Here is a 22,138-nt window from a genome sequence, read left to right on the forward strand (position 1 = left end):
ACTTGATTAACAGCACTTGTGGTTGGTGAAGCTGTATCGGATAAATTTACTAAAACAGCTAATCTTGGAACACTAGGCGCACAAACCGCTGCATCATCACTAGCATAATAAGTTTGACCATCTACCAAAGCTTCAGTCCCAGTATAAGCAGACCCGGCAGTAGGATCATCGTACCATACAACCAAACCACCTGCGGCAGATAAGTTATTTACTATTGGGCTATCTGCAACACAAAATGTTTGAGTTGCATCACCAGTTGGAGTTGGATTCGTACAAAGTGGAGGATAACAAGATCCTACTAAAACTGGACAAGTTGTATTTGGAGTTGATAAAGCAGCAGTAGTATTTAACTTATTTATTCCTGCTCCTGTTGCAGAAGGATTACCTGAATTTTGGATATTTATTGAAGCTGTATTATCATCTCTAATATCTAAGCTAGTTCCAGAAAAAGTACATTCGTTGATGTTAATTGTTACAGCGTTACTACTTCCTACTCTTCCGTAAACATCACTACCTTCACCACAGGTATTTCCACTAAAAGAACACGAATCGATATTTACAATAACAGCACTACCTGAACCAGCAAAACTAGTATTTACACCAATAGCTCCACCTTTTCCGCTTGAACCAATTGTATTATTTGTAAAACTACAGTTTGATAAATTAACTTGCGCACCTCTTGCCACAGCAATAGCACCACCATACATTGGGCCTGAAGTATAATATCCTTCATTATCACTAAAACATGTTCCGGTAACATTTAAAACAGAACCTGAGATAAAAATTGCACCACCACCTTCGGCTCCTTGATTTCTATTATCAGCAAAAATAGAGTTAGTTACAGTTACTACTGTTGTAGCAGTTCCAGCAATATGAAGACCTGAACCACCTTCATAATCTTTAGAATTATTTGAAAAAGAATAATCTTCAAAAGAAACTAAATTTCCAGCACCTTCTATTTTTACACCACCACCAGTAAGAGAAACAGCTGTATTACAGTTTGCTCCACCCCCTAACAATGTTACTGAAGAACTATTCGTAATATAAATAGAACTTCCTCCTCCACCAGGTTTATTCTCATCTGTTAGAACATTCTGAATTAACAAATTAGATGCTCCATTTACATAAATAGCTGTACCATCTGATGTTCCAAAATTATATTGAGTAATTGTTAGATCTTTTACTGATATATTACTTCCTGTTATAGTTGCCCATCTATTTGCATCAGCGCTTGCAGCTTGGTTATTAAAAACTGTCAAACTACTTCCTGCTCCAATAAAATGAGTGTTATTAAAATTAAAAACTAAATTCTTATCAGTTTGATTAAAGCTCCCCGCATCTATAAAAACGGTGTCACCTGATGACAAACCTATTGTATTTACAACATATGTTAGGGTAGCGAATGGTGCTGCTGCAGTACCTGGATTCGCATTATTACCAACTGCAGTTGTATAAATGTCGCCAGCTAATGAGCCATCATTAACATAATAAGTTGTTTGAGCTGAGAGTTTAATTGAGAAAAAAAATACTGTTAAAACAGTAAGAAATTGATAAAAAGTAAGTCTTTTATTCATTGTAATTATTTTGATTACAATAAAAATAAAGATTTAAAGATTAATAGATGATTACTAAAAAATTAAATTTAAAAAGTCTGACAATAAAATTCTAATGACTAATAGAAATCTTTTTAAAATCAACTTTACCACTAACCATTCTAATTTTTAATAAGTAAATACCTGAATTAATATTACCTGTAGAGATTCTATATTGAGAATCCTCTGGATTTAGAAGTTGCTGTTTTACTAAATTACCCGAAACATCATAAAGCTCTATTTGCTCTATATTTCCTTTTAAATTCAATACATCATTTACTGGGTTAGGGTAAACAGATAGATTATCAGAAGTATTATCACACTTTGAAGCTATAATATTTGAATAAGAATACTCCCCATTAAAATCGACTTGTTTTAACCTATAATATGAGACTTCATCTGTTTCTTTTGTATCATCTTCAAATATATAGTTTTGAATCACAGATGAATTTCCTGCACCAGAAATATAAGCTAAAGGTTCAAAATTAAAATCTTGGCCTGCTTTTTCCACTACAAAATAATCATTATTAATTTCTACTGAAGTTTTCCAATTTAGAATTGAATACATTTTATAGCAGTCTACAGAAAAACTCACAAGCTTAATAGGTAAAGTACTTATCTCTTCATATGCACCAATAGAAGGTGTAGATGACCTTGGAGTAAAATAAATATCTTCACTCACATTAATAGGGCAACCTGAAGCGAAACAAGGAGAACCAGACAATAAATCTAAATCATTAATAGCTGAATTCGAATATTTTGGATCATCTGGACCGCTATTTCCTCCACCAGAATTCTCATCACCATTATTAACATTAGAATGATCAACCCCTTTCCAAGCTGTCAATGTTGCATAATTTAAACTTAACTGAGCACACCTAGCTCCATTTGGATAATAATACCAGTTACAATCAATTTCTCCGATTTTAGCAGCGCCATCAAATTGAACACAATACTCAGAAGTAGAACTAGCCGTTGTATAAAATATATTATTTTTAATAACCCAATTGCTTTGTCCTCCCGAAGTATTATCAAACCAAAGACAATGAGAGGTAGTATAAAATGAATTATATTGAAGTCTACCTATATTACTATTTGGCTTATCATTATAAAATCCTACGAATGCGCTAATATAATTATTATATATCTGATTATAATCAGAATCTCCATTTGCTGACCCATCAAAATATAAACCATATCCATTCCCTGAAATCCTATTTCTAAACACTTTATTGTGATTAGAATAGTAAAAACCTACACCAAAAGCACCTCCTCCACTCATAATAATAATATTATCATAATACTCTCCAAATTCATTATAAGCTGCTGGCGCTGTAGCCCCATCCAAATCAATACCACCACCTATACCACATTCTATTCGGGAATTATTTATTGTATGAAACAATGACCCTGATGGACCACCCCCCATGTCAATTGCACTTTCATTACCTCCTTGTTGATTAATTATCCAGCAATGGGTCAACTGACAATGACTACCTCCATTAAGTTCAACAGCATCTTCAGCAACACCATTTCCTAAAATTTTAAAATTTTCAAAGCTCACATAATCCACATTCGAAAAAGTTAAAGGTATTCCTCCTGCAGAATTAATTATAGTTAAAGATGAATCTACCCCAATGAAGCGAACAGGACATCCCCCAGAACCGTCATCAATAGAAGTAACAACAACATTCTCAGCAAACGTACCCGCATCAACAAAAATTCTATCTCCTGAAGTTAGTACATAAGAACTAATTATCGCAGAAATTGATGATTTTGGTGAAGCTGGAGTTAAACCAGTGTTTCCAACTGCACCAATATTAGTTGTATAAATATCACTACCATTTAAAGTTCCGTCATTTACATAATAATCTGTTCCAGCTCCCACACTCGTTGTTGCGTTCAAAATATTGGAAGGAGTATAAGACTCTTTTATTGCTAGAACTTTAAAATAATATTTAGAACACCCAGAAAGCCCAGTAATAGATTTAGAGGTAGAATTTGCTGGCTCATATGAGAAAAAGTTAGCCGCATCAAGAGGCACTTCTGGTTGTATAGAATAATACACTGCAAACCCTAACTCATCACTACTATTATCTGTCCATGTTATATCAATTTGTGACGAACTAATAGTTGTAGCTGAAGTTAAAAAAGGTGCAATACACTTATTTATTGGTGAAAATAAATAACTAGCATCAGTAGTAGATGACATGTTAGAAATATCTGCTCCATTTCTATTTGGATCTTCAATAGTTGTGCTAATTGCTTCTGACCCGTTTACAGAAACAAAATTTCCTGAACCTGTTCCAACAGCAGTAAATCCCATCGATGCAAGAGGATTTGAAGGAGACCATCCTGCAGTCTCTTGACTGTATTGAAATTCTATTTCACCTGTTTCATGTAAAACACATCGGAATGAAATTGGTGCTGTTGCTTCAGATTGATCCCATTCCATAGCTTCCCACGTAACCGAATGCTTTCTTTCTCCACTATATCCTCTAGAAGAATTTTCGTAGACACCTTCAATACGAGCAGAATTACCATCATCAATTTCAATATTATCCCATAGAGGAGCTAATATTGGTCTACCATTTGGATGATTGGTTAAATCATTGACTTTAGTTGTAACTGCTGAAGCACCTAAACTAAAAGTTCCAAAATTGGTGTAATTTGCCTGAGTGTACCTAACTCCCATGTACCAAAAATCAAATCCTAAGGCTCTTGCTCCACTAGCAGTTGGCACAGCTGGATTAGTTCCATCAGCGTTATCTATATTGGTTCCGTCTTGATGAACAAAATCTAAAGTAACAGAATTTGTGAGAGACCAATTAGTCATTACTTGTGACAACATAACAAAAGGAGAAAAACAAAATAAGAATATTAGGGCTTTCATAATGATTATTTTATATAAAATTATACACAAGACAAGCATTTTAACATTGAATTATTTTAATATTTTAAAAAGTCTGAATTATAAATTGTTAATTTTACAAACATGAAAGCTGAACCACTTTTTGACCTTATAAATTCCTTAACTATGTCAGAGAAAAGGTTTTTTAAAATCTTCTCACAACGACATGTTATTGGTGAAACCAACCAATATTTACTAATGTTTGATTTTATTGATAAAAGTGAATCCATAAGCAACGAAATACTTCTTCAGCAACCTTTCGTAAAAAATTTATCTGCTGAAAAAAACTACCTATATCGATTAATCTTGAAAAGCTTAAATGCTTACTATGCTGATTTTAGTACAAAAATGAAAGTGCAAAACTTAATTATAAGTGCTGAAATATTAGCTTACAAAGGATTAGAATCTCAGGCTTTAAAAACACTTGAAAAAACAGCCAAAATAGCTGAAGAAGCTGAACTTTTTACTCACTTACTTACAGTAAAACAAACTGAATTTGAAATATTATCTAAAATAAACAACTACGATATTGCTTTAGATAAAATTAAAGAGTTTGAAAACGTTTTAAAAAAACAAGTTGGCTTTACTGCAATTCAAGAACAAACTACCGAATTATACAAAGTAAGACAAAGCATAGGTTCTATTAGATCTAAAGAGGACATCTCTCAATTAGAAAAAGTTGTTAAACAGAATACTAAACAAGGCTTGCCTTCAAAAAAATCAAACTTATTTTTAAATAGCTTAAATATAGCTTACTTAAACGCCACAAAAGACTATAAAAAAGAACTTGTCTATTTAGAAAAGGTTGTCGACCTATATGAATCAAATCAATTCTTAATAGAATATTCAGTAAAAGGATATATTTCAAGTATTTACAATACTGCTAACACTTACCGAAACTTAAAGAATTATAAAAAAGCTTTATTCTTTATAGATAAATTAGACAATTTAAAAACCAATAAATTAATATCTACTTCAAAATCTATCAGTGCTTATCTGTTTTACCTATCGAACAATTTAAGGCTATACATTCATATTTTAAATAATGAATTTAAGTTAGCCAATATTGCCTACGAGCGAATAAAAAACGAATACCATTTACATTGCGACAACATTAACAAATCAGTGGTTTATGAACACTTGATTTTAATTATTAGAATTAAAATTGAACAAAGCGAATTTAAAAAAGCACTTCAATTAAGCAACATAATTATTAACGATACTTCATTTAAAAAAAGAGAAGACATTTTAACCTATGTTCGTTTAATTAATTTGTTAATTCATTTTGAACTGAAAAATGACTTTACAATTGAATATTTATCTGCATCTGCCGCGAACTACCTTAAGCGTAAAAAGAGATTATATAAAACTGAAAAAGAAGTAATTAATTTCATCACAAAATTTACTTCAGGAAACAAAAAACACTTAGACAAAGTTAACGAGAATCTTAAAATTCTTAAGGACGACCATTATGAAAAAAGCATGTTTAATTTGTTTGATTTTCAAAAATGGGTTGAAGATAAACTAACTAAATACTAAATACTTTTTCATCTACTCTTCCTCCACCAACAACATAAAAGCCTATATGATATCGTCCTTTTGGCAAACTACTTACATCTACACTTATAGGATGTGTATTTGCTTCTTCATTTATAATAATTTCTTTCCTCAATTGGGCTATATTCAACATATCAAACACAACAACTTTAACCTTTGTATCTTTTAGTAATCTCCCTTCAAATTCACCCCAAATTTGTTTTGCATTATCCGAAACCAAATTTGAATCATCATTGAAATATTGAATAGAATACCAAGGAGTAAATTGGTAAGTTAAATCAGATACATAATCCATTAAACTTTGAATAGAATCTCTGTTTTCGTGAAAAATACCTTCCACCCTCCTATTATTTGTCATTACCCAAATGGCATTTTGCATAGCTGATAGCGGATAATTATTTTTAGATAAATAGTTTGTTAGTTGAACCGTTTTTTTGTCTTTCATGTCTCCTACACTATAAGTTTCATTTAAGGAAGGAGAACCCTTATTTGATTGTGAACAAAATCCAAATAAATCTTTACCTTTTTGAACACCTTTTTTTAATACAAAAATCTCTTCATTTACAATTAATATATCTTGTTTATTTGTGTCGTTCGATAATAAATTTCTACCTGATTCTATTTTAACAGTTAAATCATGTAAACTTTTATTTTCTAAGTTCATATTTATACACGAACCCTCATGCCCTCCATTTGAACTTATATTACAATTAACTAGGTTGTTTCTAACAGCCTGCTCTATTGATATTGGATGAGGATTACTATCGTAAAAAACAACATTAAATGAAGTAAAAATTAAACATAGGGATATTAGGGTGCTTTTTAAGCACAGTAGCTTCAAATAACTCATAACTAGGGATTTAAATTTAACTTACAATCATTAAACGATTCTTTAATTTATTTTATTGTAAAGCATTCTATTATTTAATAATTTGGCGAAAACAGAAATCATGAATCTTTACGGATTAATAGGACATCCATTATCTCACTCTTTTTCAAAAAAATATTTTACTGAGAAATTTGAAAAAGAAAATATAACTGATTGTAGTTACGAATTATTTGATATTGATAATATAGAAAAATTAGTTCCAATATTAAATCAAAACTCTAGTTTAAAGGGATTAAATGTTACCATTCCTTACAAAGAAAGCGTAATTCCTTATTTAACCGAATTAAGTCCAGAAGCTAAGGAAATTGGTGCTGTTAACACCATTAAGATTGAAGGAGATAAGTTAATCGGTCATAACACCGATTATTTTGGATTTAAACAATCGCTAAAACCTTTCGTTGAAATAAATCACGAAAGAGCTTTAATCCTTGGTACTGGAGGCGCATCAAAAGCTGTAGTTTATGCTTTAAATAGCATCAATATCAACTGCCTTTTTGTTTCTCGTAATCCTAAAAATGATAATGAAATCAGTTATGAAGATGTAAACGAATATGTAATTAAACACCATCAAATTATTGTAAACACGACTCCTATTGGTACATTCCCTAATATTGAAGAGAAACCAAATATTAATTACAATTTAATTACAGCAAATCATTTACTGTATGATTTAGTTTACAATCCTAAACAAACTGTTTTTGTGAAAGAAGGTAAACAACGCGGAGCTATCACTTTAAATGGATATCAAATGCTTCAGTTACAAGCAGAAAAAGCTTGGCAGATATGGAATTCATAAACTAATGAAAGTTTAAAACTCTCTTAAAATTCTAGATATAAAAAATAAGGTTTAGAAAGAAAGATTTATTTTTCTTCTTCTATTTTAAAAGGGAGCGTAACAAAGGTTTTTAAATCTTCACCTAAAACCTCCATATCTTCATCATCCTCATCAAACACCCATACAATAGATACATCCTTCTTAGAAGAAATAAAATAATCATCTACTTTTTTAAACAACACCAACATACATTCTGTTGAATGCGTATTTAGGTAATCTAAATGGACTTTTAATAAAACCTTCTCGGGTGAAGTAGCTAAAAAAGAGGTTAGCCAATCTGTTAATGGCTGATAAAACTTTAGAGGATGTTCAGGAATCGATCTTCCTTCAATAGAAAGTATTCCACTTTTATTAAATCTAATTGTGGGGATGTTAAACTTTCCTTCTTGAAATAATGATTCCATATTTATTTTTATGTCTAAGACAATACAAATATATAATTATTGAGGTAGAATCAAAAACCTACTACTTTAACTTATCCTTAAATATCTTTCTGAATTTTTCAACTTTTGGACGTACAACAGCTGTACAATAGGGTTGCTCTCCGTTTAATTCAAAATAATCTTGATGATAATCTTCTGCTGGATAGAAGTTTGTAAATGCAGTTATTTCAGTAACTATTGGATTTTCAAAAGCTTTTTCATCATTAAGTACTTTTAAATAATCTTCGGCAATTTGTTTTTGCTCATCAGTATGATAAAATATTGCTGAACGATAACGAGTTCCAACATCAGCTCCTTGTCTGTTTAACGTAGTTGGATCATGTGTTTGCCAAAACACTTCTAGTATTTCTTTAAATGAGATTACTTCTGGATTGTATGTTAACTGACAAACTTCAGCATGACCAGTTCGTTCCGTACAAACTTCTTTGTATGATGGGTTTTTAATTGTTCCTCCAGAAAATCCAGAAACTACATCCTCTACTCCTTTTAAATCTGAATAGACAGCTTCTACACACCAAAAACATCCTGCACCTAAAGTAATTGTATCCATGTTTGTATTATTTTGTATTGCTAATTCTTTTACTTCTGCTCTATAATTAGAACACGAAATTAGAAAAATAACAGTTGTAAATATGCTTAAATATTTTTTCATATAAGATTAACTCAAACGAAAGTACCTTATTTCATTTGAGATGTTAATTTTTCTAAATTTTTCAATGTATTTTCGGTTACTTGAACTAAAGGCAAACGAACATCATCTCCAATTATATTTAACATTTTAAGAACCGCTTTAACTCCTGCAGGATTTCCATCTACAAATAAGTAATGAATAATTTCAAAATGTTTGTAATGCAAGTCTTTTGCTAACGAATAATTTCCATTTAAGGCCGCAGTTGTCATATCGCTAAATCCTTTAGGAAAAGCATTTGCTATTACTGATATCACACCATCTCCACCACAAGCCATAAAAGGCAACACCAATGCATCATCACCCGAAATAACCAAAAAGTCTTTTGGCTTATTTTGAATAATAGTCATACACTGTTCTAAATTACCTGAAGCCTCTTTAATCGCTATAATATTGCTAAAATCATTTGCTAAACGCAAAGTTGTTGCTGGTAAAATATTAGAACTTGTTCGCCCAGGAACATTATATAAAATAATTGGTAAAGTTGAAGCTTCTGATACTGCTTTATAATGCTGATAAATACCTTCTTGTGTTGGTTTGTTATAATATGGACTAACTGACAATATCGCATCTACTCCAGTTAAATCTGTTATTTTTAAAGTATCAACAACCGTTTGAGTACAATTCCCTCCAATTCCTAATACAATAGGTAATCTACCATTATTAACCTTGATAATAAATGCTAAAGTTTCTGCCTTTTCTTGCTTAGTTAAAGTAACAGATTCTCCAGTAGTTCCCTGAACAACTATATAATTAATTCCATTATCAATTAAATAATTGACTAATTTCTCTAAAGCATTATAATCAACGCTTTTATCAGCTTTAAAAGGTGTAACAATTGCAACACCTGTACCTTTAAAATTGTACATTTTCCTATATTGTTTTTTACAAAAATCCGGTTAATATTTTAATTTTTAAATATTTGTTAAATATTTTGTTTAATTCATTTAATATCTTTTATAAAAATAACGTTATAAGTTCACTAATTTAGTAGATTAAATAGAAAAAATATGACATCAAAAGAAGAAATAGTTAAAAACTGGTTACCCAGATATACAGGAACTGCATTAGAGGATTTTGGTAAATACATATTGCTTACCAATTTTAATAATTATGTTGACTTTTTTGCTCAAGAATATGGTGTTGAAGTAAAGGGAAAAGATAAAGCGATGCCAAATGCAACACATAATGGAATTACTATTATAAACTTTAGCATGGGAAGCGCTAATGCTGCCACTATAATGGACTTATTAAGCGCGATTGAACCAAAAGCATGTTTATTTTTAGGAAAATGTGGTGGATTAAAAAAGAAAAACAAATTGGGTGATTTTGTTTTGCCAATAGCCGCTATTAGAGGTGAAGGAACTTCTGATGATTATTTACCTCAAGAAGTACCTGCTTTACCAGCATTTACATTACAAAGAGCTGTTTCAACAACTGTAAGAGAATTTGAAATGGATTATTGGACAGGTACTGTTTACACAACAAACAGAAGAGTTTGGGAACACGACGAAGATTTTAAAGATTATTTACGAGAAACTCGTGCTATGGCAATTGATATGGAAACTGCAACTTTGTTTACTGTAGGTTTTGCCAATAAAATACCAACCGGTGCTTTACTATTAGTTAGCGACCAGCCAATGACTCCTGAGGGTGTAAAAACAGACCAAAGCGATAAGGTTGTTACAACAAATTACGTTCAGAAACACATCCAAATTGGCATTCAATCTTTACAAGAAATAAAAAACAACGGAACTAGTGTTAAACACTTAAGATACTCTTATTCTGAAGATTAATGGATCACAAACAAATACTAACTGATTTAAAAAACAAGGTTTACCATCCGGTTTATTTTTTATCGGGCGAAGAACCATATTACATAGATATTGTTGCTGATTATATTGAAGACAATATTTTAGATGCTGGTGAAAAAGAGTTCAACCAAACTATTGTTTACGGCAAAGAAACTGATATGATTACCATTATTAGTGAAGCTAAACGCTACCCTATGATGTCAAATCATAATGTCGTTATAGTTAAAGAAGCTCAGCATTTAGAAAAAGAAATAGATAAGCTAGAAGCTTATCTAGAACAACCTACACCTTCTACCATTTTAGTTTTTTGCTATAAATACAAAACACTTGATGGTCGAAAAAGTGTTACAAAAAAAATAAAAAAACAAGCAGTTTTATTAGAGTCGAAAAAACTTTATGACAACCAAGTACCCGATTGGATAAACGGTTATTTAAAAAGTAAAAAGTATACCATTTCTCCTCATGCTTCTGCATTAATTGCGGAGTTTTTAGGCACTGATTTAAGCAAAGTAGCTAATGAGTTAAATAAACTTATCATTAACGTTCCTCCTGGAACAGAAATAACACCAGAATTAGTAGAAAAAAATATTGGAATTAGTAAAGATTACAACTCATTTGAGTTAAACAAAGCCATTGGAACAAAAGACGTTTTAAAAGCTAACAAAATTGTTTATCACTTTGCTAAAAATCAAAAAGACAACCCTTTGCCAATGACAATCGGTATTTTATATAGCTTTTTTACCAATATCTTAAATTACCATTACGCCAAAGACAAAAGTCGAAACAATATTGCTTCATTACTTCGTATAAACCCATTTTTTGTGCAAGAATACCAAGTGGCTGCAAAAAATTATAACATTAAGAAAGCTGTAAAAGTAATTGAGTATTTAAGAGATTACGACTTAAAATCTAAAGGGGTAAATAATACCTCTGCGACTCCTGGTGATTTATTGAAAGAACTAGTTTTTAAAATAATTCACTAACTTTAATTGACCTTAAATCAATATTACAAAATGAACATGCAAGACAAATTACAAGACCTTATCACTAACGATTACGAATTTAAATTCGGAGAGTATTTTTCGAGAGGATGGCAATTATTTGGCAAAAAACCAGGTCACTATATTGGATTCTTTGCCTTAACGATGTTAATGATAATGGTTGTTGCTTTTATTCCTGTTATTGGCAGTATTGGTGCACAAATTTTAGGTGGCGTTTTAATGGTTGGCTTTTTTGTGTTTAGTCAAAATATACAATATAATGCCAATCCTACTTTCGATGATTTATTTAAACCATTTAGCTCTTTTGGGAAAATAACCATCGTTCAATTGATTATATTAGGATTTACGATAGTAATATTAATGCCGATTTTAATTTTTGGCTTTACATCCATTTTTTCTGGCATTTTCGATATTGTTCAAAATGCTGATTATTATGACAACAATCCTGGAGCAGTATTCGAAATGTTTGATCTGGAAGCAATGATACCATTAGCAATTATCACTTATTTGTTTTTATTTTTTATTCAAACTATTTATATGTTTTCCAACCCAATAGCACATTTCTTTAATGTCTCTGCATGGGAAAGTATGGAAGCTAGTCGTAAAATTATTCAGAAAAAATTCTTTCACTTTTTTGGTCTAATCATTTTATTGGCAATTATGAATATTGCTGGTGCCATGTGTATTTTTGTAGGCTTATTTATCACCATACCCCTTACCTATACTACAATGTATGCTGCTTTTGATGACATATTAAAACCAACTGAAGCTAACAACGACAGTTTAGCAAATGATGATTCATTTGAAAAAAGAGACAACTAATCTCTTCAAATAAGTTAATTCTGCTATTTTAATTTAAAAACAAGCTATTGAATAAAACAATAAGTATACTAGGTTGTGGCTGGTTAGGACTACCTTTAGCTATTAGTTTAACTAAAAAAGGTTATAACCTAAAAGGCTCAAATACTACTGACAGAAATAGTAAAATTTTTAAAAACCACAACATTAAACCATACATTGTTAACATTGGAACATATAATGATATAACCGACTTTTTGACTGCCAACGTTTTAATTATTGCTATTACAAATAAAAACAGTACTGATTTTAATCGACTAATTGCTAACATTGAAAAATCGACTATTGAAAACGTTATTTTTATTAGTTCTACCTCTGTTTACCCTAATACAAATGATGTGGTAACTGAAACTAATCCAACGCAAAACACCCCGCTTGCCGAAATAGAAAATCTATTTAGAACAAATACTAATTTCAACACTACAATAGTTCGATTTGCTGGATTGTTTGGTTACAATCGAAAACCTGGTAATTTTATAAAACCTGATAAACAAATTGAAAACCCAGAAGGATTTATAAACCTTATACACCAAGACGATTGTATAAATATTATTGAAAAGATAATTACAACCAATTGTTGGAATGAAACACTAAATGCTTGTGCTGACAGTCATCCTAAACGAAAAGAATTTTACACAAAAGAAGTATTAAAGTTAAGAAACGAAAAACCTAAAGTAAACGAAAATTCACTTAATGAATACAAGATAGTGAGTAACGAAAAACTAAAAAAACTTCTTCAATACGAGTTTAAGGTTAATAATTTAATGAATTGTAATGATTAAAAACTATTATCAAGTAAAAAGCCCCGCTATAAGCGAGGCTTTTTTTATGCTTTATGAAAAAAATTACTTTTTAAATTCTAAAATTGTTTTTCTAATAATAGCAACACAATCTAACAATTGTTCTTTGTTCATTACCAATGGTGGAGCAAAACGAATAATGTTACCATGAGTTGGTTTCGCTAATAAACCATTGTCTCTTAATTTAATACAAATATCCCAAGCAGTTGAGCTATCTTCTGTATCGTTAATTACAATTGCATTTAGCAACCCTTTTCCTCTAACTAATTTCACCAATGGAGACTCATCTACTAATTTGTTGATTTCTGATCTAAACAACTCTCCTAAAGCTTGAGCATTTTCAGCTAATTTTTCATCTCTAATAACTTCAAGAGCTGCAATAGCAACTTTAGCAGCAATAGGATTTCCTCCAAATGTAGAACCATGCTCTCCAGGTTTTATAACATTCATTATTTCATCATTAGCTAAAACAGCAGAAACTGGATATACTCCTCCTGAAATGGCTTTACCTAAAATCAATACATCTGGTTTAATCTCTGGTTTATTTTCACAACCATTTGAACAATCACAATTACCACAAGTAGCTAACAATCTACCAGTTCTTGCAATTCCTGTTTGAACTTCATCTGCTATAAATAAAACACCTGCTGCTTTACATAATTCCTTAGCTTCAGCTAAATAACCTTCATCTGGAACAAAAACACCAGCTTCTCCTTGAATAGGTTCAGCCATAAAGCCCGCAACGTTATCATCTTTTAAAGCTTCCTCTAAAGCATCAATATCATTGTATGGTATTTTTATAAACCCTGGTGTATAAGGACCAAAGTTTTTACGAGCATCAGGATCGTTGCTAAATGAAATAATTGTAGTAGTTCTTCCGTGGAAGTTGTTTTCACAAACTATAATTTTGGCTTCATTTTCATCAATTCCCTTTTTCTCATAGCCCCATTTTCTAGTTAACTTAATTGCTGTTTCTACAGCTTCAGCACCAGAATTCATTGGCAATACTTTATCAAAACCAAAATATTCAGTTACAAATTTTTCAAACTCACCAAGAACGTTATTGTAAAAAGCGCGAGAAGTTAAACATAACGTATTTGCTTGGTCAGTTAATGCTTTAACAATTTTTGGATGACAATGACCTTGATTTACAGCTGAATAAGCAGATAGGAAGTCATAATATTTCTTTCCTTCAACATCCCAAACATAAACCCCATCACCTCTTTCTAACACTACTGGTAGTGGATGATAGTTATGTGCACCATGTTTATCTTCTAATGCAATTAGTTGTTGAGATTTTGTTTGTTCGTTCATAGTTGTAGTTCCCATAATTTTTCAATTTTAAATAAAAATAGTTTAAATTGAAGCTCCTCACGGAGAGCACCCATCCTTTCCTCATTTCAACAGTAAGAACAACTGTTTAAGGGAGAGAAATCATCCGAAAAACAAATTTATCTAATTTAAGTTGAATATTAGTAAATTGGAAACTAATTTTGAGAAATGGGGGAAACTAATCATGAAAATAAGTTAGAAGCTAGTCTGTTTAAAAACATGATTAGAAACAACTGGAATGCTGTTGTATTTGCTAATATGAATAACATTGTTGATTATGTTAATCCTGCTGCATGTAAATTATATGGCTATGAAGAACACGAATTATTAGGACAAACTACTGATATTTTTAATAGCAATCTAACCCACAATACAGATGAAATTGTTGCTAGTATAAAAGAAAAAGCTTATTGGTATGGAGAAATAATACAAAAGAAAAAAGACGGTTCAAATTTTACTGCATTACTCTCTGTTCAATTAATATTTAACGAAAATAATGAACCAATAGGATTTGCATCAAATAGTAAAGACATAACACTCGATATAGAAACCGCTACTCAATTACAAAAAACAATTGAAGACAAAGAAATTTTACTTAGAGAGCTTCATCATCGAGTTAAAAACAACTTAGCTCTTATACTTGGAATATTAAATCTTCAAACAAGTCAGTATGAGAATAGTTCATGTAGCAATTTAATTGAAGACTTCAAAAATCGTGTTGAAGCATTGGCAACTTTACACAATACATTATACCAAGTCGAAAATCTAAAAGCTGTTGATTTAAAAGTATTTATAGAAGATTTATGCGCTAATCTTTCTCGTTCATTTAAAAACGAACAGACTGAAGTTAACTTAAAATTAGTTTTAGATAATTACAATGCCGAAATCAGCAATGCTATTCCTATGGGATTAATTATTAATGAAGTAATTACCAATTCCTACAAACATGCTTTTAAGTTGAAAAAAAATGGAGTGATTGAAATTACACTTCACTCAAAAAACAATAAAACCGAGTTAATTATCCATGACAACGGAAGTGGTTTTGATTTTGACACTGAAAGCACAAAATCTCTTGGTTTAACTTTAATAAAGGATTTAAGTGAACAAATTGATGCTAACTATAGCTTTGAAAAAAATCAAGGCACAAAATTTACACTTCATTTAAATTAGTTAACTCTATTTGGCTTATTTAGTTAATTTCGCTCTTTAATTTTGAATATGGAATTAGCAGAAATAAAGAGAGGAAACATTATTACCGTGACAATTACTGATACTGCTTTTGGCGGCAAAGGAATTGCTAAAATAAATACACCAGATGGTGATTATGTAATTTTTGTTCCGAACACTTTTACAGGTCAAAAAGTTAGTGCTAGAGTTGTAAAAAGGCGTAAAAAACATGCAGAATGCAAACTGGTTGAGATTATTGAAAAATCTCATCTTGAAGAGGATATGCCTTTTCAACCAATTTCTGGCGCTCCATTTATAAATTTGCCAATTGCTGTTCAAAAAGAATTTAAAAAAGATACTTGCTTAAATGTATATAAACGAATCGGTCGTTGTAACAATATCGAAGAAGTATTTGATAAATATATTGAATCTCCAGAAGTGTTTCATTACCGAAACAAAATGGAATATTCATTTAGTGCTATTGGTTACGATTTAAAAACAAAAGAAGAGTTTGACGGTTTTGCTTTGGGGTTTAAAAAGCGTGGTACGTGGTGGATAGTAGAAAACCTTGAAAAAGAATCGGGAATTTTTGATGAAGAATTCGAAAACAAACTAAACCTTATTAAATCTTATTGTGAAAATTCTGGATTACCAGCTTGGCACCCACCAAAAAAAGTTGGTTTTTTCCGTTATTTAGTGGTTCGTAAAAGCTACAAAGACAATCAATTACTATTAAAATTAGTTACCAGCGATACTAATATTGAAAAATTTGATTTTAAAGCATTTACTGATTTTGTAGTTAATTTATTAGGAGATAGATTAGCTGGTTTATTACATACCATTAACAATGATATTGGAGACAATGCTCAATCGAGAATTGGAGATGATACGCTTTTATATGGTAAAAGCACTATAAACGAAGATTTGTTAGGCTTAAGCTTTGAAATAAGCATGCAAAGCTTCTTTCAAACCAATCCAAAATGTGCTGAACTTTTATACAATAAAACGATTGAATATGCTTTAGAAGGAAATGAAAACATTAGCGATGGTGTAGTTATGGACTTGTTTTGCGGCACAGGAACAATTGGTCAAATTATCGCTTCAAAAACTAATGCTAAAGTTATTGGAGTTGATATCGTTGAAGAAGCAATTGAAAATGCTAAAGAAAATGCAATTAAAAACAATATCCAAAATGTGGAGTTTTTTGCTGCAGATGTGAACAAATTTTTATTTGAATATCCTGAATATCAAAATAAAATTGGCACAATAATACTTGACCCGCCAAGAGCTGGAATATCTGGTAAAGCTTTAAAAAGAGTAATTGAATTAAATGCTAAACATATTGTATATGTTAGCTGTAATCCAGCAACTCAAGCACGCGATATGGAAGATTTATTTTCCGCTGGTTATGAACTAAAAAAACTAAGTTTAGTTGATCAGTTTCCTCACACTTCACATGTAGAAGCAATTGCTTTATTTCAAAAATAAATTATGCAAGAAGAAATTCAAAAATGTATTGAAGTATTAAAAGCAGGAGGTGTTATACTCTACCCTACAGATACGGTTTGGGGTTTAGGCTGTGATGCTACTAATGTAGAAGCCGTTAAAAAAATTTACGACATCAAACAAAGAAGCGATGCTAAAAGTTTAATTACATTAGTTTGCAATGATGGTATGCTTCAAAAATATGTTAAAGAAGTTCCTGAATTAGCTTGGGATATAATCGATTTAGCAACTAAACCTACTACAATTATTTACCCTCAAGGGAAAAATTTAGCTCATAATGCCTTAGGAGAAGATGGAAGCATAGGTATAAGGCTAATAAAAGATAACTTTTGTAATAAATTGATATACAAACTGAACAAGCCAATCATATCAACATCTGCAAACATTAGTGGTGAAGAAACTCCTATAGATTTTCAATCAATATCTGACAACATAAAATCAAATGTAGATTACATTGTCAATCCCGAATTAGATGAAGGGTTAAAATATCTATCCTCTATTTTAAAATTAGCTTTAAATGGTGAAATTCAAGTGTTAAGAAAATAATAAATGAACAGTTAAATTAATTACATGTAGATATAACTGTAATTATAATTATTAACTTTGTGTATCTAAATACATCATATGTTTCCATTCAAATTAAACATTTTATCAATAATGATATTTATGTTTTTCTGTTTAATATCATTACCTAATTATTCACTTCCACCTACAACTACTTATACATCAATTGGAACATCAGGTGACTGGAAGGTAACTTCAAAATGGGATATTGGCACCTCACCTTCTTTTAATCAAACTAATGGTAGTGATGTCATTATTATAGATAATAATCATAAAATAACCTTAACAGATGTTCTATCAGTTAAATCTGGAACCGTAATCACTATTACTGCAAATGACACTTTAGAGATAAATGGTAATGTAATATTTGCAAACGGCTCAATTATTAATGTTGATACTAATGGGGTTTTAATTATTAATGGAAATATTACTAACAACAATAATTCTAATACAATTACTATAAATGGAACAATAGAAATTAACGGAAATTTTGATGGAGGAGTTGGCTCTGAAATTGTTGGTTCTGGAGATATGTCAATAACCGGAACTGTAACTACCTCTGGTTCTGGTTCTGTTTTTGGATCAACCTCAAATTGTTCTATTCCTGGCAGCTGTAGCTCAACAGCTTCATCTCCTTTACCTATAAATTTAATTTCTTTTGATGCAAATTTAATAAAGAATGATGTTTGGATTAATTGGAAAACCCAAACTGAAATTAATAACGATTATTTTACTATTGAAAGAAGCCAAGATATTAATAGTTGGGAATCAGTTAAAGAGGTACCTGGTGCTGGAAATAGCAGTACTCATAAAAGCTATGCAATTATAGACCAAAATCCATTAACAGGTATTTCTTACTACCGATTAAAACAAACAGATTTTAATGGTGATTATTCATATAGTGACATACGAACAGTTACCTTAAATTCTAAATCTGAAATTAACATTTATCCTAACCCTTTTAGAGATAATCTAATAATTTCTAATTTATGTAATGAATGCTTAGTGAATATTTATTCAGCAACTGGACAATTAGTTTATTCAGGAAATAACAATTCAATTAATGCTACTGATTGGAACAAAGGTATTTATGAAGTTATAATTATTAATGGAGAAGGAATAATTTATTCATCTAGAATTTTAAAGTAGTTAAAAACCTTTTCATTTTAAATCTCTTTTAAATTAATCTAAACAAAACACTTACTTTTGCGGTTGAAAAGTAAAAGCCAATTGAAAGAACATATTCAACATCCTATTTTTAAAATTATAACCCAAGCAGCAACAGATTTAAAAGTAGATGCTTATGTTATTGGAGGTTTTGTCAGAGATATTATTTTAAATAGACCATGTAAAGATATCGATGTTGTTGCTATCGGTTCTGGAATTGAGTTAGCTGAAAGAGTAGCAAAATTAATTGGTAAAAATACTACTGTTAAGGTGTTTAAAAATTTTGGTACAGCAATGTTAATGTATCAAGATTACGAAATTGAATTTGTTGGAGCTCGAAAAGAATCATACGATAGAGGATCCCGAAAACCTATCGTTGAAGATGGAACACTTGAAGACGATCAAAACAGGAGAGATTTTACAATTAATGCATTAGCTATAAGCTTAAACGAAAAAACTTTTGGCGAATTACTTGACCCATTTGGAGGATTAATTGATATTGAAAAGAAAATCATTCAAACCCCTTTAAATCCAGATATAACTTATTCTGACGACCCTTTAAGAATGATGCGAGCTATTCGTTTCGCAACCCAGCTTAATTTTACAATCGAAAATGAATCGTTACAAGCCATTAGAAAAAATAGACAACGTATCAGAATTGTTTCGAAAGAAAGAATTACAGATGAATTAAATAAAATTATTTTATCCTCTACCCCATCTATAGGCTTTAAACATTTGTTTAATACTGGATTATTAGAAATTATTTTTCCGGAGATGGCTAATCTCCATGGAGTTGAATTTATTGGTAATAAAGGACATAAAGATAATTTTTACCACACTATTAAAGTGTTAGATAATATATGTCCGAATACAGATAACTTATGGTTAAGATGGGCTGCCATTTTACATGATATAGCAAAACCCGCAACTAAAAGATTTGAAGAAAACCATGGTTGGACTTTTCACGGTCACGAAGATAAAGGTGCACGTATGGTTCCTTCTATTTTCAAAGAACTAAAACTTCCGCTTGACCATAAAATGAAATACGTTCAAAAATTAGTTCGCCTCCATTTACGTCCTATTGCACTAGTTAAAGATAATGTAAGCGATAGCGCCATGAGACGTCTTTTATTTGATGCTGGTGAAGATATAGATGATTTATTAACTCTTTGTAATGCCGATATCACATCAAAAAATGAAGAGAAGGTAAAAAAATACATGGATAACTTTAAACTTGTAGAAAAAAAGTTAAAAGAAGTTGAAGAAAAAGATCAAATGAGAAATTGGCAACCGCCTATTTCTGGAGAGTTAATAATGGAAACTTTTAAAATTTCTCCCTGCAGAGAAGTTGGGACTATCAAGTCTGCAATTAGAGAAGCAATAATTGATGGTGAATTGGAAAACAATTACGATGCAGCATTTCAATTTATGCTGAAGCTGGGAAAAGAGCTAAATTTAAATTCAGAAGCTTGAGTTCTTGAGCTATTTATTAAATAAACCTTAATTTTATTTTTATTATTCTAAATCTATAGTAATGAGCGTTTATAAATTCAGAGTACTTGTTGAGGCAAAAGATATTATTTTCAAAGACATTGAAATAAAAAGCAATCAAACATTTGAAGATCTTCATGAAATGATTGTTGCTGCCTTTGGCTTTGATAATTCTCAAATGGCTTCGTTTTACGTTAGTAACGACCAATGGGAAAAAGGTCAAGAAATTGCTCTGTTCGACATGAATATGGGCGAAGATCAACTTGAAATCTTAGTTATGGAAAAAACAGCAATTAATACTCAAATTAATTGCATCGGAGCTCATCTATTATACTCTTACGATTTTTTAAACATGACTAATTTCTTTATTGAATTAATCGAAATTATCGTAAAAGAAACAGCTGAATTTTATCCGAGAGTAGTTCATAGTCAAGGAGAATTTACACCATCTATTCCTGAAGACTCTGCTCTTAGTGAAGAAGAAATGGCTGACCAACTTCTTAAAAATGCTGGTTTTGATGAAGAAGGTGATGATGATGACATGTTTGAAGGATTTGACGATTTTGACAACTTTGAGAATTACGACGAATCTGGTAATTATTAATTAATGTACCCCACCCTTGTTGTTATAACAGGACCTACAGCTGTTGGCAAAACAAAACTTTGTGTAGAAGTAGCACAACATTTTAGTTGTGATATAATTAGTGCTGATTCACGCCAATTTTTTAAAGAATTAAGCATTGGTACTGCAAAGCCAACTTCAGATGAAATGCAAAATGTGATACATCATTTTGTTAATTCTCATAGTATAATATCAGCTTATAATGTAAATGACTTTGAACAAGATGTTCTTAAACTTTTACCTCAACTTTTTAAACAAAACCCCTTAGTGATTTTAACTGGTGGTTCTGGTTTATATATTGATTCCATTTGTGATGGATTTGATGATGATTTACCTCAAGGTGATGAAAAAATAAGAAAACAACTTGAAGATCTATACAATAAATATGGAATAGAAATACTTCAAGAAAAATTAAAACAACTTGACCCATCTTTTTACAAGGAAATAGATTTATCAAATCTAAAAAGGCTTTATAGAGCTATTGAAGTTTGTTTATTAAGTGGCAAAACTTATTCTGAGTTAAGATTAGGGGTTAAGCAAAAAAGACAATTTAATATCATTAAAATAGCTTTAAAAAGAGATAAAGAAGATTTATTTAACCGAATAAACCTTAGAGTTGATATAATGATGCAACAGGGTTTACTTGACGAGGTAAAACAAGTTGAAAAATATAGAGACACAAATGCTTTAAAAACAGTTGGATATAGAGAATTATTCGATTTTTTAGATAAAAAAATATCACTAGAAGAGGCTACAGAAAAAATTAAGGTGAATACTCGACGTTATGCTAAAAAGCAAATAGCTTGGTTTAACCGTAATAATGATTACAAATGGTTTCATCCAAATGACAAAGAGTTAATCATAAGTTATATAGAAAGTCATTTAAATTCATAAATTAGCA

General features: G+C 30.6%; 20 protein-coding genes. 13 read left to right on the plus strand and 7 right to left on the minus strand.

The annotated features are described in order from the left end of the window. Together FRY74_RS00005 and FRY74_RS00010 are read right to left on the minus strand one after the other, a co-directional pair. The coding region (locus FRY74_RS00005; RefSeq protein ID WP_147097389.1) for a hypothetical protein at positions 1-1,574 on the minus strand (1,574 nt) is incomplete at its 3' end. A gap of 91 nt (positions 1,575-1,665) precedes the next feature. Further along, the gene (locus FRY74_RS00010; protein WP_170227904.1) at positions 1,666-4,485 is read right to left on the minus strand and encodes a T9SS type A sorting domain-containing protein; all 2,820 of its coding nucleotides are present in this window, start codon (positions 4,483-4,485) and stop codon (positions 1,666-1,668) included. Positions 4,486-4,629: 144 nt separating this feature from the next. Between FRY74_RS00010 and FRY74_RS00015 the strand changes: the two genes are divergently transcribed. Next, entirely contained in the window at positions 4,630-6,042 is a 1,413-nt protein-coding gene (locus tag FRY74_RS00015; RefSeq protein ID WP_147097393.1) for a hypothetical protein, read from the plus strand. Here FRY74_RS00015 and FRY74_RS00020 read toward each other — a convergent pair. Further along, a complete protein-coding gene (locus FRY74_RS00020) occupies positions 6,032-6,910 on the minus strand; it encodes a hypothetical protein (RefSeq protein WP_147097395.1) in 879 nt (292 codons plus the stop codon). The genes FRY74_RS00015 and FRY74_RS00020 overlap by 11 nt on opposite strands. Before the next feature lie 100 nt (positions 6,911-7,010). On the opposite strand from FRY74_RS00020, the gene FRY74_RS00025 reads away from it, so the two are divergent. Beyond that, positions 7,011-7,745: a shikimate dehydrogenase family protein gene (locus FRY74_RS00025; protein WP_147097397.1), complete on the plus strand. Its 735-nt coding sequence runs from the start codon at positions 7,011-7,013 to the stop codon at positions 7,743-7,745. Between the two features lie 65 nt (positions 7,746-7,810). Here the strand turns inward: FRY74_RS00025 and FRY74_RS00030 are convergent, their stop codons facing one another. The 3 genes from FRY74_RS00030 to dapA form a co-directional block, all read right to left on the minus strand. Next, entirely contained in the window at positions 7,811-8,188 is a 378-nt protein-coding gene (locus FRY74_RS00030) for a DUF1987 domain-containing protein (RefSeq protein WP_147097398.1), read from the minus strand. Positions 8,189-8,249: 61 nt separating this feature from the next. After that, positions 8,250-8,879, minus strand: coding sequence for a peptide-methionine (S)-S-oxide reductase MsrA (gene msrA / locus FRY74_RS00035; protein ID WP_170227905.1), 630 nt, complete (start codon positions 8,877-8,879; stop codon positions 8,250-8,252). A gap of 26 nt (positions 8,880-8,905) precedes the next feature. Beyond that, positions 8,906-9,784 (minus strand): 4-hydroxy-tetrahydrodipicolinate synthase, encoded by an 879-nt coding sequence (gene dapA / locus FRY74_RS00040; RefSeq protein ID WP_147097400.1) that lies wholly within the window; start codon positions 9,782-9,784, stop codon positions 8,906-8,908. Positions 9,785-9,925: 141 nt separating this feature from the next. Between dapA and FRY74_RS00045 the strand changes: the two genes are divergently transcribed. Genes FRY74_RS00045 through FRY74_RS00060 form a run of 4 tightly spaced genes read left to right on the plus strand, consistent with a single transcriptional unit; the run spans position 9,926 to position 13,370 of the window. After that, positions 9,926-10,711 (plus strand): AMP nucleosidase, encoded by a 786-nt coding sequence (locus FRY74_RS00045; RefSeq protein ID WP_147097402.1) that lies wholly within the window; start codon positions 9,926-9,928, stop codon positions 10,709-10,711. Continuing rightward, a complete protein-coding gene (gene holA, locus FRY74_RS00050) occupies positions 10,711-11,712 on the plus strand; it encodes a DNA polymerase III subunit delta (RefSeq protein WP_147097404.1) in 1,002 nt (333 codons plus the stop codon). The genes FRY74_RS00045 and holA overlap by 1 nt, the downstream gene beginning before the upstream one ends. 36 nt (positions 11,713-11,748) lie before the next feature. Further along, positions 11,749-12,552, plus strand: a complete 804-nt coding sequence (locus FRY74_RS00055; protein ID WP_147097407.1) for a hypothetical protein — start codon at positions 11,749-11,751, stop codon at positions 12,550-12,552. A 47-nt stretch (positions 12,553-12,599) separates the two neighbouring features. Continuing rightward, positions 12,600-13,370, plus strand: a complete 771-nt coding sequence (locus tag FRY74_RS00060; RefSeq protein ID WP_147097409.1) for an NAD(P)-binding domain-containing protein — start codon at positions 12,600-12,602, stop codon at positions 13,368-13,370. Between the two features lie 63 nt (positions 13,371-13,433). On the opposite strand, the gene rocD is transcribed toward FRY74_RS00060, so the two are convergent. Next, complete coding sequence (rocD, locus tag FRY74_RS00065; RefSeq protein WP_317132180.1) at positions 13,434-14,717, minus strand: ornithine--oxo-acid transaminase; 1,284 nt, start codon at positions 14,715-14,717, stop codon at positions 13,434-13,436. 171 nt (positions 14,718-14,888) lie between these two features. Here rocD and FRY74_RS00070 point away from each other — a divergent pair, with 171 nt between their 5' ends. The 7 genes from FRY74_RS00070 to miaA all read left to right on the plus strand — a co-directional run bounded on the left by FRY74_RS00070 (position 14,889) and on the right by miaA (position 22,131). Continuing rightward, positions 14,889-15,890 (plus strand): sensor histidine kinase, encoded by a 1,002-nt coding sequence (locus FRY74_RS00070; RefSeq protein WP_147097410.1) that lies wholly within the window; start codon positions 14,889-14,891, stop codon positions 15,888-15,890. A 48-nt stretch (positions 15,891-15,938) separates the two neighbouring features. After that, the gene (rlmD, locus tag FRY74_RS00075; RefSeq protein WP_147097412.1) at positions 15,939-17,375 is read left to right on the plus strand and encodes a 23S rRNA (uracil(1939)-C(5))-methyltransferase RlmD; all 1,437 of its coding nucleotides are present in this window, start codon (positions 15,939-15,941) and stop codon (positions 17,373-17,375) included. 3 nt (positions 17,376-17,378) lie between these two features. Next, positions 17,379-17,939 carry an L-threonylcarbamoyladenylate synthase gene (locus FRY74_RS00080; RefSeq protein WP_147097414.1) on the plus strand — a complete coding sequence of 187 codons (561 nt, stop codon included), beginning with the start codon at positions 17,379-17,381 and terminating at the stop codon, positions 17,937-17,939. Between the two features lie 78 nt (positions 17,940-18,017). After that, on the plus strand, positions 18,018-19,106 hold the full coding sequence (locus tag FRY74_RS00085; protein WP_147097416.1) for a T9SS type A sorting domain-containing protein: 1,089 nt from the start codon (positions 18,018-18,020) through the stop codon (positions 19,104-19,106). A gap of 63 nt (positions 19,107-19,169) precedes the next feature. Continuing rightward, positions 19,170-20,597, plus strand: a complete 1,428-nt coding sequence (locus tag FRY74_RS00090) for a CCA tRNA nucleotidyltransferase (protein WP_223265786.1) — start codon at positions 19,170-19,172, stop codon at positions 20,595-20,597. A 61-nt stretch (positions 20,598-20,658) separates the two neighbouring features. Continuing rightward, complete coding sequence (locus tag FRY74_RS00095) at positions 20,659-21,219, plus strand: IS1096 element passenger TnpR family protein (RefSeq protein ID WP_147097421.1); 561 nt, start codon at positions 20,659-20,661, stop codon at positions 21,217-21,219. A gap of 3 nt (positions 21,220-21,222) precedes the next feature. Continuing rightward, complete coding sequence (gene miaA / locus FRY74_RS00100) at positions 21,223-22,131, plus strand: tRNA (adenosine(37)-N6)-dimethylallyltransferase MiaA (protein WP_147097423.1); 909 nt, start codon at positions 21,223-21,225, stop codon at positions 22,129-22,131. Positions 22,132-22,138: the final 7 nt, after the last annotated feature.

Source organism: Vicingus serpentipes, from assembly GCF_007993035.1.
GTDB classification, from domain to species: Bacteria; Bacteroidota; Bacteroidia; order Flavobacteriales_E; family Vicingaceae; genus Vicingus; species Vicingus serpentipes.